The 16,470-nt window shown below is 61.3% G+C and carries 11 protein-coding genes and 1 pseudogene; 5 read left to right on the top strand and 7 right to left on the bottom strand.

What is annotated here, in order from left to right:
• Positions 1-134: 134 nt before the first annotated feature.
• Both EYC95_RS20740 and EYC95_RS20735 read left to right on the top strand, forming a co-directional pair.
• The gene (locus EYC95_RS20740) at positions 135-1,250 is read left to right on the top strand and encodes a DUF3182 family protein (RefSeq protein WP_131062025.1); all 1,116 of its coding nucleotides are present in this window, start codon (positions 135-137) and stop codon (positions 1,248-1,250) included.
• Entirely contained in the window at positions 1,240-1,998 is a 759-nt protein-coding gene (locus EYC95_RS20735; protein ID WP_131062024.1) for a S9 family peptidase, read from the top strand. Before EYC95_RS20740 ends, EYC95_RS20735 begins: the two co-directional genes overlap by 11 nt.
• A gap of 137 nt (positions 1,999-2,135) precedes the next feature.
• On the opposite strand, the gene EYC95_RS20730 is transcribed toward EYC95_RS20735, so the two are convergent.
• The 5 genes and pseudogenes from EYC95_RS20730 to EYC95_RS20710 all read right to left on the bottom strand — a co-directional run.
• The gene (locus EYC95_RS20730; RefSeq protein ID WP_131062023.1) at positions 2,136-3,131 is read right to left on the bottom strand and encodes a lysylphosphatidylglycerol synthase domain-containing protein; all 996 of its coding nucleotides are present in this window, start codon (positions 3,129-3,131) and stop codon (positions 2,136-2,138) included.
• A complete protein-coding gene (clsB, locus tag EYC95_RS20725) occupies positions 3,118-4,410 on the bottom strand; it encodes a cardiolipin synthase ClsB (RefSeq protein ID WP_131062022.1) in 1,293 nt (430 codons plus the stop codon). Before clsB ends, EYC95_RS20730 begins: the two co-directional genes overlap by 14 nt.
• Positions 4,407-5,204, bottom strand: coding sequence for an endonuclease/exonuclease/phosphatase family protein (locus EYC95_RS20720; RefSeq protein WP_131062021.1), 798 nt, complete (start codon positions 5,202-5,204; stop codon positions 4,407-4,409). The genes clsB and EYC95_RS20720 overlap by 4 nt, the downstream gene beginning before the upstream one ends.
• Positions 5,201-6,127 carry a DUF72 domain-containing protein gene (locus EYC95_RS20715; RefSeq protein WP_131062020.1) on the bottom strand — a complete coding sequence of 309 codons (927 nt, stop codon included), beginning with the start codon at positions 6,125-6,127 and terminating at the stop codon, positions 5,201-5,203. Before EYC95_RS20715 ends, EYC95_RS20720 begins: the two co-directional genes overlap by 4 nt.
• A 190-nt stretch (positions 6,128-6,317) precedes the next feature.
• A pseudogene (locus EYC95_RS20710) lies at positions 6,318-6,600 on the bottom strand (hypothetical protein); the annotation flags it as partial.
• 313 nt (positions 6,601-6,913) lie between these two features.
• Here EYC95_RS20710 and EYC95_RS20705 point away from each other — a divergent pair.
• Positions 6,914-9,022, top strand: a complete 2,109-nt coding sequence (locus EYC95_RS20705; RefSeq protein ID WP_131062019.1) for a mechanosensitive ion channel family protein — start codon at positions 6,914-6,916, stop codon at positions 9,020-9,022.
• A gap of 112 nt (positions 9,023-9,134) precedes the next feature.
• On the opposite strand, the gene EYC95_RS20700 is transcribed toward EYC95_RS20705, so the two are convergent.
• Positions 9,135-13,460: a DEAD/DEAH box helicase gene (locus EYC95_RS20700; protein ID WP_131062018.1), complete on the bottom strand. Its 4,326-nt coding sequence runs from the start codon at positions 13,458-13,460 to the stop codon at positions 9,135-9,137.
• A gap of 314 nt (positions 13,461-13,774) precedes the next feature.
• Here EYC95_RS20700 and EYC95_RS20695 point away from each other — a divergent pair, with 314 nt between their 5' ends.
• Together EYC95_RS20695 and EYC95_RS20690 are read left to right on the top strand one after the other, a co-directional pair.
• Complete coding sequence (locus tag EYC95_RS20695; RefSeq protein ID WP_131062017.1) at positions 13,775-14,659, top strand: sugar nucleotide-binding protein; 885 nt, start codon at positions 13,775-13,777, stop codon at positions 14,657-14,659.
• Positions 14,652-15,581, top strand: a complete 930-nt coding sequence (locus tag EYC95_RS20690; RefSeq protein ID WP_131062016.1) for an NAD-dependent epimerase/dehydratase family protein — start codon at positions 14,652-14,654, stop codon at positions 15,579-15,581. Before EYC95_RS20695 ends, EYC95_RS20690 begins: the two co-directional genes overlap by 8 nt.
• Before the next feature lie 93 nt (positions 15,582-15,674).
• Here EYC95_RS20690 and EYC95_RS20685 read toward each other — a convergent pair whose 3' ends face one another.
• A complete protein-coding gene (locus EYC95_RS20685; RefSeq protein WP_131062015.1) occupies positions 15,675-16,373 on the bottom strand; it encodes an OmpW family protein in 699 nt (232 codons plus the stop codon).
• Between the last annotated feature and the right edge of the window lie 97 nt (positions 16,374-16,470).

Genomic DNA, 16,470 nt, shown 5'->3' with positions numbered 1-16,470 from the left:
AGAATAAAACAGGCTTCGTGCCATTACCCTCTCAGCAACTGCCTGATTCGAAAGTCGTTTCTATCCAGCCCTCAATGGCTTGATCTCTGCACCCCTTCAACTACATTCATCAAACGCAGATTGAAGGGGGACGCATGACCCCAACAAATCGCAAGAAGCTGGTGGTCGCCCATTCTGTCCGCTCCGAGGCGCCCCTGCACGAAGTCGAAACCAATCGCGCGCTGGCCCGTTGGCTGGCGCAAATCCTCGGGCTCAAGTTCGGCGGCAGTTACGCCCCCGAACTTCACAACGGCCGGGACCTTTATCTGTTGCCGACTCAAACCCTGGTCGGTGTCGCTGCCGCCCGCGCTTTAGGCGTCAAGGGGCCTGACGATTTGTGGGGCGGTTACGTCGATCACGACTTCATCTGCACCAAAGCCATCAGCCACGGGTTGCGTAGCAAAAATGCGCATGCCCCGGAAGGCTGGTCTGCGCTGTTTTCCGAACGGGTATGCAACGTCGTGCTCGATGGTCTCAGCGTGTTCTCGTTCGACGATGCACGGCCGGCGGCGGAGCATTTGCTCTACGCAGGCCCTATTCGCATCAAACCGATTCATGCCTGCGCCGGACGTGGGCAGGAAGTGATCAAAAGCCTCGACCAATTCGATGCCGTACTGGCGCGCCCCGATGCCAAGGCACTGTTCAGCGAAGGCGTGGTGCTTGAGCAGGATCTCGACAAAGTGATCACCCACAGCGTCGGCCAGAGCTTTATCGGCGGCAAGGTGCTGAGTTATTGCGGTGATCAATACTTGACCGAAGACGGTCAGGGCGAGCAGGTTTATGGAGGTTCCAATCTGCTGGTGGTGCAGGGTGATTACGAAGACCTGCTGGAACTGGAACTGGACCTTCCTGACGATGTGCGACTGGCGATCCGGCAGGCGCAAGTGTTCGACAGTGCGGCGGACGAGGCCTATCCCGGTTTCTACGCCTCGCGCCGCAACTACGACATTGCCCAAGGCCTGGACAGCCACGGCAAACAGCGCAGCGGCGTGCTTGAACAGTCCTGGCGCATGGGCGGGGCCAGCAGTGCCGAAGTGGCCGCGTTGCAGAGTTTCGTCAACGACCCGCAGATGCGCGCGATTCGCGTGTCCTCGGTAGAAACCTACATCGATCAACCGCTGCCGGCGGACGCCATCGAGGTGTACCGCGGGCCGGCGGAAAACAGTGTCTTTCTTCTCAAGTACGTAACGGTCAAATCCTATGACGGCTAGAAGCGAAACCATTCAGATCGACATCGACGATGAACAGATGAGCGGCACTTTTCTGAGCCCCAAATCGAAAGTCCCCGGCGTGTTGTTTGTGCACGGTTGGGGTGGCAGCCAGGAGCGGGACCTGGAACGGGCCAAAGGCATCGCCGGTTTGGGCTGCGTGTGCCTGACGTTCGACTTGCGCGGGCACACCGGTGGCACCGGCATCCCGCTCACTCGCGTTACGCGTGAAGACAACCTGCGTGACCTGCTGGCGGCGTACGACCGCTTGCTCGCCCATCCGGCGCTCGATACTTCCGCCATTGCGGTGGTGGGCACCAGTTACGGCGGTTACCTGGCCTCGATCCTGACCTCGTTGCGCCCGGTGCGTTGGCTGGCGCTACGGGTGCCGGCGCTGTATCGCGACGATGAATGGCACACGCCCAAACGTGAACTGGACAAGGCTGATTTGCGCGATTACCGCAACACGCTGGTGCGCGCCGACAGCAATCGCGCGCTGCATGCCTGCTCGCAATTCACCGGGGATGTGCTGCTGGTCGAGTCCGAGACCGACGACTATGTGCCTCACTCGACGATCATGAGCTACCGCGCTGCATGCCAGCAGACGCATTCGCTGACGCACCGGGTCATTGACGGCGCCGATCACGCATTGAGCGAGCCGGTTTCGCAACAGGCATACACCTCGATTCTGGTGGACTGGATTACCGAGATGGTCGTGGGTGAGCGGTTGAGCATTATCCAGTCGAAATGAGTCGTGGTCTTACGGACGCCTTATCGGGCAAGTCGGGTCGCCGCATCGCTCGCTCCTACGGATTTATGGGGGGCGCAATATCGTGGTCGACGCCCAACCTGTAGGAGCGAGGCTTGCCCGCGAAGGCGTCCTCAAAATCAACCTGCCTCCTTGTGTTTCTTGGAAATCCGCAGCGACTTCGCTTTGGCCTCAACGATCAAATACATCACCAACGTAATCAACAACGGCAAAATAAAATAAATCGCCCGATACGCCAGCAACCCCGCCACCAGACTCCCCCGCGAAGCCTCATGCTGCAACAACGCCACGAACACCGCCTCCAAGACCCCAAGCCCGGCAGGAATATGGGTAATCACCCCGGCAATCGCACTGATCAGCAACACGCCCAACACCAACGGATAATCCAGCTTGTTTGGCAGCAGCGTGAAAATCACCGCCGCCATCAGCGACCAGTTAAGTGCCCCGAGGGCCAGTTGCAGCACCGCCATGCGCAAGGTAGGCAGGTTGATTTCCACCCCGCGTATCGACCACTCCCGACGCTTGGAGAATTGGCACGCCGCCAGATATCCCGCGCTCACCAGCAACAGCAACACGCCCACACCTTGCAATGCACCGCTGCTCAACTTCCAGCCCGGGGGCATTCTGACCAGGCCGCTGCTGAACACCGCGCCCGCAATCACCATGTAGCCGAACCAGTTCGTCGCCAGGCTCAGCCCGAGGATTTTCGCGATGTTGCTTTTGCTCACCCCGAGTCGTGAATAGAGGCGATAACGCATGGCTATGCCGCCGACCCAGGCACTCAGATTCAGGTTGAACGCGTAGCTGATGATCCCCACCGGCAAGATCTGCTTCCAGGTCAGGTCCTGGCGAATGTAGGTGCGACCGATCAGGTCGAAACAGGCGTAAACCAGAAAACTCACCAGCGTCAGGCCCGACGCGATGATCAGCGTACGCACCTTGAAATCGGCCAGGGTGTCGAAGACTTCGTTCCATTCGATGCGCTGGGCGAGCAGGGTGAACAGCACGATCAGCGCCAGGAAAAACAGCATCGTCAGCGGCTTTTTCCAGCGGCTCCAACGGGATTTGCTCGGGCTGTCGGCGTGAGGCGCCGAGTGCGCCTCAACGCGGCTCATGGTGGTCGCTCCCGGCGGAATGAGTGAAGGGTTTCAGGCGCGGTTTATGCGCCGGCAGCCAACCGGCCCATGCCGGGAAGTGACGCAGAAAGTGAAACACCACAAAGCCAACAGTCATGTGCCAGATCCGTCCGCGCGGTGACTTGTCCGCTGACATGGCTTTGCAGTGGTTATTGCTCAGCACCTCAAGCCGTTCGAACAGATCGTGGTTGAAGGCTCGGTCGCGGATCAACACATTGGCTTCCAGGTTCATGGACAGGCTCAACGGGTCGAGATTGCTCGAACCGACGGTGCTCCAGTCCTCATCCACCAGCGCGACTTTGCCGTGCAAAGGGCGTTCGCAATACTCGTAGATCTGCACACCCGACTTGAGCAAATAGTCGTAGGTCATGCGCGCGGCCAGTTTGGCCACCAGCATGTCCGGTTGCCCCTGCAGGATCAGACGCACGTCCACACCACGGCGAGCAGCGTTGCGGATTTCGCGCAGCAAGCGGTAGCCCGGAAAGAAATAGGCATTGGCGATCACGACGCGACGCTGGGCACTGAGCAGCACCTGCTGGTAAACCTCTTCAATATCCGTCCGGTGATCACCGTTGTCGCGGTACACCAGCCTAACCTGGCCGTCGTGGTCGCTGAGCGCCAGCTCCGAACGCCGCTGCCGGCGGCGCTGCCACCAATATTTGGCGCGAGCCGGGCGGCCACTTTGCAGCAGCGCGAAGTGATGGATGTCGGCCACCGCCGGGCCTTGCACTTCAACCGAGTAATCCTGCTTGGCCTCGGGACCGAAGTCGGCCAGATGGTCGGCGGAAAAGTTGATCCCGCCGATGAACGCAATCGTGCCGTCCACCACCACGATCTTGCGGTGCAGGCGGCGGAACCAGTTGGTGCGGATGCCCAGGTGCTTGGGCGCCGGATCGAATATTTGCAGGCGCACGCCGGCCTGGCTGAGCGCCGCAAGATACCCGGTAGTCAACTCGCCACAGCCAAACCCGTCGAGGCTGGCGGTGACCCGTACGCCGCGTTGAGCGGCTTCGATCAGTACTTGCTGCAGCTCATTGCCAACCTTGTCCTCGAACACAATGAAGGTTTCCAGGAGGATTTCAGTCTTGGCCTGGCGCATGGCCTCGAATACCCGCGGGAAATAGGCTTCGCCGTTTTCCAGCATTTCCACCAGGTTGTTGCCCTGCCAGCCGTATTCAACGTCGACCACGCCGGGTTCACGCACCGGCGGGGTGGTGGGTATGTGATCAACGGTTTTTTCCATCGGTGCGCTGCTCATAGTTCGATCTCCACCGACAGCGGTGCGTGGTCGGAAAGGTGTGACCAGGGGCGCGCCGCCAGCACTTTCGGACGGCTGGCCTTGAGGTTGCGCACGTAGATGCGGTCCAGGCGTAACGCCGGTAACCGCGCCGGAAAACTGCGCGCCGGTTTGCCGTGGTGCTCGGCGAACACCTCCCGCAGACCGCAGGGTTTGAGCAACGCATCGGCACGCTGGCGCCAATCGTTGAAGTCGCCGGCGACGATCACCGGCGCATCGGCCGGAAGGTCTTCAAGGCGTCGCGCCAGCAACTTGAGTTGTTCCGTCCGGTGGGTTTCACGCAGCCCCAGATGCACGCAAATCGCATGCACTTCCCGGCCGTCGCCAGGCAGGCGCAGCACGCAATGCAGGATGCCGCGGTTCTCATGGCCGCTGATCGAGACGTCGAGGTTGTCATGGCGAATGATCTGGAATTTCGACAGCAGCGCATTCCCGTGATCACCCGCCGGGTACACGGCATTGCGGCCGTAGGCAAATTGCGGCCACAGGGTGTCGGCGAGGAATTCGTACTGCGGCATTGCCGGCCAATTGGTGTAGCGCTGCGGATGATGTTCGTGGGTGCCGTGGACTTCCTGCAAAAACACCACGTCGGCGGATACGCTGCGCACCGCGTCGCGCAATTCCGGAAGGATGAAGCGCCGGTTGAGGGCGGTGAAACCCTTGTGGGTATTGACCGTCAGCACGGTGAAACTGCGCACGGAGGTGATGACGGTTTGCTGTTCATCGGTGATGCCGACCGGCTCGGAAATACTCATGACAGCACTCCTTCGGCAACCGGTTCACCGGGACGGGTGGCGAGGTCTTTGTCGAGATGGAAGTGCTCAAGCAAGCGCCGCGCATCGAAGGGCGCGCGCACTTTGATGTCGTTGTCGAAATAGCAGAACACTTCGCGGGACTTGCGCGTTTTCGGCTTCTGCCGAGGTGCGATCAGTTGCGGATCCGCCGGTTGCTGGCCGTGGTTCCAGGCTTCGATCCGCTCGCCCCAGCGCTCCAGCGCCTCAGGCGTGTAACCGCTGGCATAGAGTTCTTCGGCACCATGCATGCGCAGGTAAACGAAATCACTGGTGACGTCTTCGCGATACGGCCATTTGCCGGCGGTGTCGGCGATGACCAAGGCAATGTTGTAGCGTTTGAGCAGGCGCACGAACGACGGATCAATAAAGGTCTCGTTTCTGATTTCAACGGCATGTCGCAGCGGCTTTTTCTTGTAAGCCTTCAGGCTGGCGGGGCCGTGCAGGTGCGAATCATGCTGGCGGGCGAGGGTGGCCGCCTGCTGGGTGTCGTGGGGCAGTTGCTCGAGGAAGCTTTCGAACAGCTCGACGTCGAATTTGAAATTGGGCGGAAACTGCCAGAGGATCGGGCCGAGTTTCTCTTTGAGCTCCAGGATCCCGGAGGCAAAGAAATTCGCCAGCGGCTTATGAATGTCCCGCAGACGTCTGATGTGGGTGATGAAGCGTGGGGCTTTGACGCTGAAAACGAAGTCCGCCGGGGTTTCGGCGTACCACTGGGCATAACGTTCAGGCCGTTGCAGGGCGTAAAACGATCCATTGATTTCGATGCTGTTGACCGCCCGTGACGCGAATTGCAATTCGCGCTTCTGGGTCAACCCCTTCGGGTAGAAACCTCCCCGCCAAGGCGTGTAGCGCCAGCCTGAAATACCGATGTGAATCGCCGCCATGTCGCCTCCCGTCTAATGGTCCCCGGTTGCCCTGTCTTTTGATGACCGTGGGGCAAGCGAGAAAGTTTCGACGGGGGTACGGATGGTGTGCGTTCCGGAAACCACACCGACCTACTGTAGGAGCGAGCCTGCTCGCGATAGCGGTCTGTCAGCCACATTGATGCAAGATGTACCGCCGCCATCGCGAGGCGTAGACCAGCAACACCAGGCTGACGGTGCCGGCGCTGAAGCCGGAAATGTCCTGAAGAATCGGCGCCAGGAAGGTGAAGGCGATGAACGAGCCGCCGTAACCGACCGCGGCCATGGCGTACACCAGCAGCAGGCCTGGTTGCGTAGAGGCTGACCAATAGACCGGCGGACGGCAGGCTGACGCCGAGGTCGGCGCCGATGGTGGGTAACAGGCCAACGATGACGAACTCGGTCGTCCCGATGGCGAAGGCGCTGAGGGTCAGCGCGAGCAAGGCAATGGGCATGACTGCAACTGCGGTGGATTTGATTGATGGAGCGCAGTGTCGGGGTTTGGGTTGTGCGGAAAAATAGAGGAGTGGGCATTTGATATTTGCGTGCTGGTCAAAAATCGACAGAGCACCACAAAACCCTGTGGGAGCGAGCTTGCTCGCGAAAGCGACGGTACATTCAACATTGAAGTGTCTGAACCACCGCTATCGTGAGCAAGCTCGCTCCCACAGGGGGAATGGTCGCGTCTGTTATCTCGCGGGCAAAACCGAACTTGCCCGTCATTTGCCGATCAGTTCCTTACAGACCCTTCCCAAGGAGCTTCCCGTTTTGCTCAAGTTCAAGACCGCGATACTGCTGGGGGCGTTGCTGTTTCTGGGCAGCAACGAGTTGGAAGCCGTCACGCTGCCGGGTGTTCCCGCTGCTGCCGAGGAACCGGCAAAGCCTGAACCGCTGGTCCAGGGCGGTCTGCTCGGGGCCATCAGTTCCAGCATCGACGACGTTCAGGACAAGCTCGACCTCAACGAAGACCTGGTCGACGCCTGGCGCCTGCGGGCCGATCGGGCGGCAGATGAAGTGGATAAGCTGGTCAATCGACCCTCGAGCCGTTCAGGTTGGAGCGTGATCGGCGACTTCCTGATGTTGTCCGGCGTCTGGCTCGGCACCTTCGCCTTGCTCACCGTGCTCGGCGGGATCCTCGCCAAACGCTTGAACCAGGGCCGCTGGCTGCGCACCCGCCAGCGCAGTCAGGATCTGCTCAATTATGTGTTGCCTTACACGCTGCCGGCCTTGATCTGTCTGCCGTTGACCCTCTACGTCAGCCATTTCCTGCCCGCCTCGGTGGGCCGCGCGCTGGCGTTGTGTTTCGCCTACGCCACCAGCAGCGGTATTTTCTCGACCTCGATGCTGCTCTGCGTGATCGTCATGTTCAACACCGGCCACAAGCGCACGGCGGTGCAGATCATTCGCGATTACTGCCCTCGGCCGCTGTTCCTGATCGGCTTTCTCGCCGCGCTCAGCGATGCGTTGACCAGCCCGCAAATCGCCCGGCAACTGGGCGGCAACATCACCAGCAGCGCCGCAGTGCTCACCGGTTTTTTCGTCTCGATCATCTTCGGATTATTGGTGATTCGTTTACGCCGCCCGGTGGCGCATCTGATCCGTAACCGGCCACTGGCCCAACGCCTCAAGCAGCCATCGCTGCAAGAGTCCTTGCGGATTTTTTCCGGGCTCTGGTACTGGCCGATCCTGCTGATGGTGATGGTCTCGGCGATCAACCTGCTTGGCGTAGGCGATGACAATCAGAAGGCCCTGCGCTGCGCGTTGTTCACCACCATCCTGCTGATCGCCACGGTGTTTCTCAGCACGATTTTCCAACACATGTTCAAGTCGCGTCAGGTCACAGCGATCCAGCACAGCAGCGCCTACAAAGAGCGTTTTCTCAGTCTGTTGCATGCGTTGCTGCGGATCGTCATGGCCGTTGCCTTCATCGAAATCCTCGGGCGGATCTGGGGCGTGTCGCTGTTCGAATTCGCCGAGCGCAACTCGGTGGGCCGGGCGATCAGTGAGTCGTTGAGCAGCATGGGCCTGATCTTTCTGGTGACCTGGTTGCTGTGGGTGGTGCTTGATACGGCGATCCAGGAAGCGCTGAAACCGCCGCTCAACAAACGCACGACGCAGCCCAGCACGCGGGTCAAAACTATCCTGCCGCTGCTGCGCAACGCGATCAAAATCATCCTGGTGGTGATCTGCGCGATTACCACCATGGCCAACCTTGGAATCAACGTCGCGCCGTTGCTGGCCGGTGCCGGGGTGGTCGGCCTGGCCATCGGTTTCGGCTCGCAACAACTGGTGCAGGACGTGATCACCGGGTTGTTCATCATCATCGAAGACACCCTTTCAATCGGCGACTGGGTGGTGCTCGACTCCGGCCACGCCGGCACGGTCGAGGGCTTGACCATCCGCACCTTGCGCCTGCGTGACGGCAAGGGCTTTGTGCACTCGGTGCCGTTCGGTCAGATCAAGGCAGTGACCAATCAATCGCGGCAGTTCGCGTATGCGTTTTTCTCGGTGCAGTTCACCTACGACACCGATGTCGACAAGGCGATTGAGTTGATCCGTGAAGCGGGGGATTCGATCCGCGAGGACGCGTTTCTCAAGTACAACCTGCAAGGGCCGCTGGACGTGTTTGGCGTCGACAAAATGGACCTCAACGGCGTGGTGCTGACGGCGCAGTTTCGCACGGTGTCGGGTGGGCAATATGCGGTGAGCAGGGCGTTTAACCAGCGGTTGAAGAAGCTTGTGGATAACAGCCCGTGGGTGCATTTCGCGCAGACTTATCCACAGCAGGTTTTGATGCCGAGGCAGGCGATGGCAGATGATGGGCCGGTGGCCGAAAATTCGCCGGTGATGCTGCCGGATCAGCCTCGCACTCAATAAAACCGTAAACCCTGTAGGAGCGAGGCTTGCCCGCGAAGGGCGCACCGCGGTGTATCAACAGGACCGTGTCTTCGTTCTTCGCGGGCAAGTCGGATCGCCGCACCGCTCGCTCCTACAGGGGATTGTGGCGAATCAGTTTTTTGTGTAATTCAGCAGTCGCTGGCTGATCCAGTTCCACCCAGAAAACCTGCTTGCCGGCAATCTCGGCAGCCACCGGCAACCCATCCCGATACACCAACCGATTACTCGCCAACGCCGGCACTTTCGCGCCGGGCAATAACGTCCCGGCTAGGTTCAACGGATCAACCCCGCACACTGCAATCAAACTCCCGTCATGCGGCCGGCGCCGGACTTCGCGCAACAACGGTATCGCCTCCGGCAACGCAAACTGCTCCCCGGCCAAACCACTGACAAACCGGCCACCGCGAATCTCCCCCCGAGCCTCCAGCCGATGAAACGTGCGCAGCAATTCCCGCCAGCTCGGCAACCAATCCGCTTCCCGCTCCAGCAAGCGCCAGAACACCACGCCGTAGCGCCTCAGTAGCGTCATGGCGATGTGTTCCAGAGTGTCGCTTGGCGTCGGGGCCGGTCGTTTGTTATCCACAACCGGCGCGGCAGGACCCCGTCGCAGCAAGGCCCAGCGCCCGGCATCGTCCATCCCGCCGACAAACGCCCCACGGCCACGTCGGCTGCTGCGATTCTGCCGTTTACTGGCCGGCGTAATCAGCGCTCGCAGGCCCGCGAAACTGTCGGCGTTTACCAGCCCGGCGCCGACCAGTTCCTGCAGGGCAATTTCCAGCTCGGCGCGCAGCAGATGTGCCTCGTGAGTCAGCTCATCGAAAAACAGCGCGCCGTGTTCGCTGAGTGCTTCGTAAACCTTCTGCGTTTTGGGTGACAGCTCGCTGACCGGGGTCTGTTCGGTCAAGCTGCTCCACAACCCGACCTGACTGCGCGGCAGCAACAGAATCGGCGTGCTGCGCAGCGCCGTGCCGGCACTCTTATTGCGCGCCGTCAGACGCGTCCAGACCAGTTTCCCGCTGCGGCACAGGTCATCCAGCCAACTCGCCGAATAGCCTTTGATCCGCATCGGCAGAATGTCGCTGTCCCAGGCTGACGCAGCGGCGGGGTAGCCTTCGAACTGAGCGACGATGGCGGGCAACACCGCATTGCCCTGGCCTTGCGTCGCTGCGGACAGATGCTGCCAGTCGAACAGAAATCGCATGAAATCCTGCAACGCCACCGGCTCGATTTCCCGCCGCAGACGCTTGACCGTGTAGCGATGAATTCGCGCCAGCAGATGCCGTTCGCACCATTCATCCTCACTGGCGCCAGGGGTGAATTGGCCGCGCAGCACATAACCTTCGCGCTCCAGTTGTGCCAGCGCCTGGGTGACTTCAATGGCCGGCAATCCCAACCGTTCGGCAATCGCTTGCAACGGCAGTGGGCCAAACGCGCTGAGCCGCGCGCGAATCACTTCCAGCAGCGCTTCGTCCGGCTCCCAGACTTCATCGAACCCCGGCAGCGCCTCCATCGGTGGCTGCAAAGTCGCCTGTGGATAAAACGCGCGCAGGCAGGTCAACCGCTCCAGCGCCAGCCACAGCGATTGCTCGGCATTGATCTGCAAACGGCTGGCGCGGCCACTTTCAGCAAGGGCGTTCAGCCAGTCCAGCCAATGCGCATTGGCCTGCGCCTCGGCATCGGTGATGCACGTCAGGCTCATCAGTGCCTCGTGCATTTCATCGACGCCCGTGGGGGCTGGCCAGGCTTCGTCGCGTACCGCTTGAATCGCCTCGGCATCCAGCGCGCCGAGGTCGTCGGTGGACTGCGGGTCGCTCCAGCGCCGGTTGAGCACCGCTTGCGTACGGCGCTCTTCCAGCGGCGCATCGTCGAGAAAGGTATAGGGGCGGGCGCTGAGGATTTCTGCTGCCAGTGGCGAGGGCGCTGGCAAATCGCGGCTGATCAGCCGGACATCGCCGCTTTCCATGCGCCGCAACAACGCCAGCCAGCCTTCGCAGTCCATGGCCTCGTGCAGGCAATCGTCGAGGGTTTGTTCCACCAGCGGATGCTCGGGCACTTCACGTTCGCCGGCGAGGTTTTCCACGCAGGCGATCTGGTCGGGGAATACGCTGGCGATCAGGTCTTCGCTTTTCATGCGCTGGATCTGCGGCGCGACTTTGCGTCCACCGGTATAACGCGGCAACGCCAGCGCGACTCCGGCATTCCAGCGCCAGCGCACGCCAAACAGCGGCGCATCGAGTATCGCCTGGATCAGCAAGTGTTCGGCGGAGTTGCTGTGCACGTAGCGCCAAACGTCTTCGAGTTCGAAGCTGTGGCTGGTGGACAGCGACAGCACGATTGCGTCTTCGCTGGCGGCGGCCTGCAGTTCGAAGTTGAAGGTGCGGCAGAAACGCTTGCGCAAGGCCAGGCCCCAGGCCCGGTTGATGCGACTGCCGAACGGCGTGTGGATAATCAGTTGCGTGCCGCCGGACTCGTCGAAAAAGCGCTCCATCAGCAGCGTGTCTTGGGACGGCAGGGCGCCAAGCGTCAGGCGCGCCCGGGCCAGGTAATCCACCAGTTGCTCGGCACTGGCCAGGTTCAGATCGAGGGTGTCGGTCAGCCAGTCGGTGGCCGGCTGCAAGTTGCCCGGTGTGAGGCCGAGCAATTCGTCCAGCTGCGCTTGCAGGCGCGCTACGGCGAATGACAATTCTGCGCTGCGCCCAGGCGCTTCACCGAGCCAGAATGGAATGGTCGGCGGCTGGCCCTGAGCGTCTTCGACCCGGACCTTGCCGGTTTCGACGCGCAGGATTCGATACGACGTATTGCCCAACTGGAAGATATCCCCGGCGATGCTTTCCACCGCAAAGTCTTCGTTGACGCTGCCGATGTTCAGCCCTTGAGGTTCGAGCAGTACGCTGTGATCGGCGTTGTCCGGAATCGTTCCGCCGCTGGTCACAGCCGTCAGTTTGCTGCCCCGGCGACCGCGCAATGTGCGGGTCACGGCATCGCGGTGCAGGTAAGCGCTGTGGAAACCCTGCCGACCGTTGTAGCCCTCGGCGAGCATGTGCAGCAGCGCCTGGTAATGTTTTTCGTCGAGTTCGGCGTAGGGCGAGGCTTTGCGGAACATCTCCAGCAGCGCCTGCTCCTGCCATTCCTGGCAGCTGACTTCGGCGATGATCTGCTGAGCCAGGACATCCAGCGGCGCCTTGGGAATCTGCAAGGTGTCGAGTTCGCCACGGCGCACGCAGTCGAGCAGGGCGGTGCATTCGATCAGGTCATCGCGGGTAGTGGCGAATAAACGGCCCTTGGGCGTGCCGCCAACCTGGTGCCCGGAGCGGCCGACCCGCTGCAAAAATCCGGCAATCGAGCGCGGCGAGGCGATCTGGCAAACCAGGTCGACATCGCCAATGTCGATCCCCAGCTCCAGCGAGGCCGTGGCGATCAGCACTTGCAGGTCGCCACGCTTGAGCCGCTGTTCGGCGTCGAGGCGAAACTCCTTGGCCAGGCTGCCGTGGTGCGCGGCGACGGCTTCTTTGCCGAGGCGTTCGCTCAAATGCCGGCTCAGGCGTTCGGCCAGGCGCCGGGTGTTGACGAAAACCAGGGTGGTGCGGTGTTCGCGGGCGAGGGCGGCAAGGCGGTCGTAGACCCGTTCCCAGACATCGTTGGGCATCACTGCCGATAAAGGCACTGGCGGCACTTCGATGTCCAGATCCCGGGGGCGTGCGTGGCCGATGTCGATGATTTCGCAGGGGCGATCGCGACCGACCAGAAAGCGCGAAACCGCTTCGATGGGTTTTTGCGTGGCGGACAGGCCGATGCGCATCAGCGGTTGCACGCACAACGCCTGCAAACGTTCGAGGCTCAGGGCCAGGTGACTGCCGCGTTTGCTGGCGGCGATGGCGTGGATTTCGTCGACGATCACCGTGCGCGTGGTGCCGAGCATCTGCCGGCCGGAGTCGGAGCCGAGCAGCACGTAGAGGGATTCCGGGGTGGTCACCAGAATGTGCGGCGCATTTCGGCGCATGGCCGAGCGGTCTTTCTGCAGCGTATCGCCGGTGCGCACGGCGGTGTTGATCTGCAATTCGGGCAGGCCCATGACGCGCAATTGCTCGGTAATGCCGGCCAGCGGGGTTTGCAGGTTGATCTGGATGTCGTTGGACAGGGCTTTGAGCGGTGAGACGTAGACCACCAGGGTTTCGTCGGGCAGATGGCCGCCGTTGTCCAGACCCCGGTGGACCAGGTCGTCGATGACCGCGAGGAATGCCGTGAGGGTTTTGCCGGACCCGGTGGGCGCGGCAATCAGGGTCGAGCGATGCTGGCGGATCAACGGCCACGCCCGGGCCTGGGCGGCGGTGACCGTCGGGAACGTATTGCTGAACCAGGCGCTGACGGCGGGGTGGAAGCCTGCCAAGGCCGCGTCCGTGGGGATGGGCAGATTCATGGGGTAATTTATGCGGGCGGGGGGATGAAGATGCAAGTACCGCTCAAGACCTTCGCCGATTTTGAGGGCCTCTTCGCGGGCAAGTCGGATCGCCGCCCGCTCGCTCCTACAAGGGAATGCGATCACCTGTAGGAGCGAGGCTTGCCCGCGAAGAGGCCATTAGCCGCACCGCAAAATCCGGCGATCTACACTTTACGGATGACGGTTGCGCACTAAACCCGCAAAATGCAACGATTCCGGCAACTCACAACGACATCGCCCGTGGGCGCTGTCGATAAAGCCATCGTTCCAATCAGACTGGGCCTGCTGACTCTATGCGAATGCGCCTTATGTTACTGGGCGGCGGAAATGCCCTTGGGCAGGCGCTGATTCGCCTCGGTGCGGAGGAAGACATCGGTTTCCTCGCCCCCCGCCCACCGCAAGACGGCTGGGATGCCGCGAGCCTGACGCAACTGCTCGACGACACCCGCCCGGACGCGCTGATTAACCTCGCCTACTACTTCGACTGGTTTCAGGCGGAGACGGTCAGCGAGCAGCGTCTGGCCGGGCAGGAGCGGGCAGTCGAGCGTCTGGCCGAACTGTGCCAGCATCACAACATCGTTTTGCTGCAACCGTCGAGCTATCGCGTGTTCGACGGCTCCCGGGCGACCGCTTACAGCGAAAAAGACGAACCGGTGCCGCTGGGCCTGCGCGGTCAGGCCTTGTGGCGGATCGAACAAAGCGTGCGCGCCACTTGCCCGCAACACGTGCTGCTGCGATTCGGCTGGCTGCTGGATGACAGCCCCGACGGCACCCTCGGGCGTTTCCTCGGTCGTGCCGAACAACCTGAAGAGCTGCTGATGGCCGACGACCGCCGGGGCAACCCGACACCGGTTGATGACGCCGCCCGGGTGATCATCTCGGTGCTCAAGCAACTCGATTGCTCGGCGCCGCTGTGGGGCACCTACCATTACGCCGGGCATGAGGCGACCACGCCGCTGGCCTTGGGTCAGGCGATCCTCACCGAAGCACGCGCCTTGCATCCGCTGGCCATCGAGGCGCCAACCGCCCAGGCTCACGCCGCGCGACCGGACGCCGCCGAAGAGCCGCAACACGCGGTGCTGGCCTGCAAGAAAATTCTGCACACTTTCGGGATCAAGCCCCGCGCCTGGCGCGCGGCACTCCCGGGCTTACTGGATAGGTTCTATCGCCATGGCTGACGGCCCTGTTTTAATCACCGGCGGCGCCGGTTTCATCGGCTCGCACCTGACTGATGCCTTGCTCGCCAAGGGGCATTCGGTACGCATTCTCGATGACCTGTCCACCGGCAAACGCAGCAACCTGCCGCTGGACGACCCCAAGGTCGAACTGATTGTGGGCGACGTCGCCGATGCTGCGCTGGTGGCTCGGGCGATGCTCGGTTGCAGCGCCGTGGCGCATCTGGCAGCGGTGGCGTCGGTGCAAGCCTCGGTGGACGATCCGGTGAAGACTCACCGGAGCAATTTCATCGGTTCGCTGAATGTCTGCGAAGCCATGCGCCAAGCCGGCGTCAAACGAGTGCTGTACGCCTCCAGTGCTGCCGTTTATGGCAACAATGGCGAAGGCGAGTCGATCGACGAAGACACACCGAAGGCGCCGTTGACGCCGTATGCGTCGGACAAGTTAGCCAGCGAATATTACTTCGATTTCTACCGTCGCCAGCATGCTTTGGAACCGGTAATTTTCCGCTTCTTCAACATTTTCGGCCCGCGTCAGGATCCGTCCTCGCCGTACTCCGGGGTGATCAGTATTTTCAGCGAGCGCGCGCAGAAAGGCCTGCCGATCACCGTGTTTGGCGATGGCGAGCAAACGCGCGATTTCGTGTACGTCGAGGATCTGGTGGACTTGCTGGTGCAAGCCATCGAGCAACCGCAGGTTGAAGTCGGCGCTGTCAACGTCGGCTGGAACCAGGCAACGTCCCTCAAGCAAATGCTTGAAGCGTTGCAGGCGGTGGTCGGTCAATTGCCACCCGTGAGTTATGGCCCGGCGCGTTCTGGTGACATCCGCCACTCGCGAGCGAACAACCAGCGATTGCTGGAGCGTTTTACTTACCCTGAGCAGACACCGATGAGTGTCGGGCTGGCGCGGTTGTTGGGACGCTGAGGTTTATGCAGTCATGAAAAAGGCGCCTTTTGAGGCGCCTTTTTTGTGGCCGTAATGTTTCTTTGGTCGCCACAAAAGCCATTCAAGTTCTTCTCAGAATTTGTAACCAAGCCCAACCATGTAGATAAACGGATCCACATCCACATTCACTTTAGCCCGAGTACCCGGCGCAACCGCGTTGTTCTCAACAGTCGCGCGGGTATCGATGTCGATGTAGCGCACCTGGGCGTTGATCATCACGTTGTCGGTCAGCATGTAGTCGGCGCCGACCTGGAACGCCATGCCCCAGGAGTTTTTGGCCTTGAAGTTGCTGAAACCGTTGGCCTGCGCTTCGCTGCCGACGTGCTCGTCGTAGATCCAGGTGTAGTTGATGCCGGCGCCGACATACGGCTGGAACGCGGACTTCCCGTCCAGTGGGTAGTACACAACGCTCAAGGTCGGCGGCAGGTGTTTGAGGGTGCCGAGTTTGCCGTTGGCTGCGCCCAGCGCGGTGCCTTTGATTTTCACGTCATGTTCGAAGGGCGAGGCGGCGAGCAGCTCGATCCCCCAGTGGCTGTCGATCATGTAGGCGAAGTTCAGGCCCAGTTGCGTGTCGCTGCTCATGGTGGCCTTGCCACCCAGATCGGCGCCGGCCAACGGGCCTTGATCGACCTTGACGCTGGAGCTGTCGGCTTTCGGGTTGACGGTGATTGCACCGGCACGAACGATGATGTCGCCGGCATCGTGGGCGTAGGCGAGCGGGGCTGCAAACGCGAGGGCGAGCAGCGAAGCGCAGAGCGCGGACTTGTGCATGGGGGCTCCAAAGGACGTTAAAAATGTTCGATGTCCAATGGTACGGAGGCGTCTGATACGGTCTTTTGATGCAGCTCAATGAAACAGTAATGGGCCT

The organism is Pseudomonas sp. BGI-2 (assembly GCF_004310295.1).
Lineage (GTDB): Bacteria > Pseudomonadota > Gammaproteobacteria > Pseudomonadales > Pseudomonadaceae > Aquipseudomonas.
The sequence above is the reverse complement of the archived record's forward strand: the minus strand, read 5'-3'. Positions and strand labels throughout refer to the sequence as shown.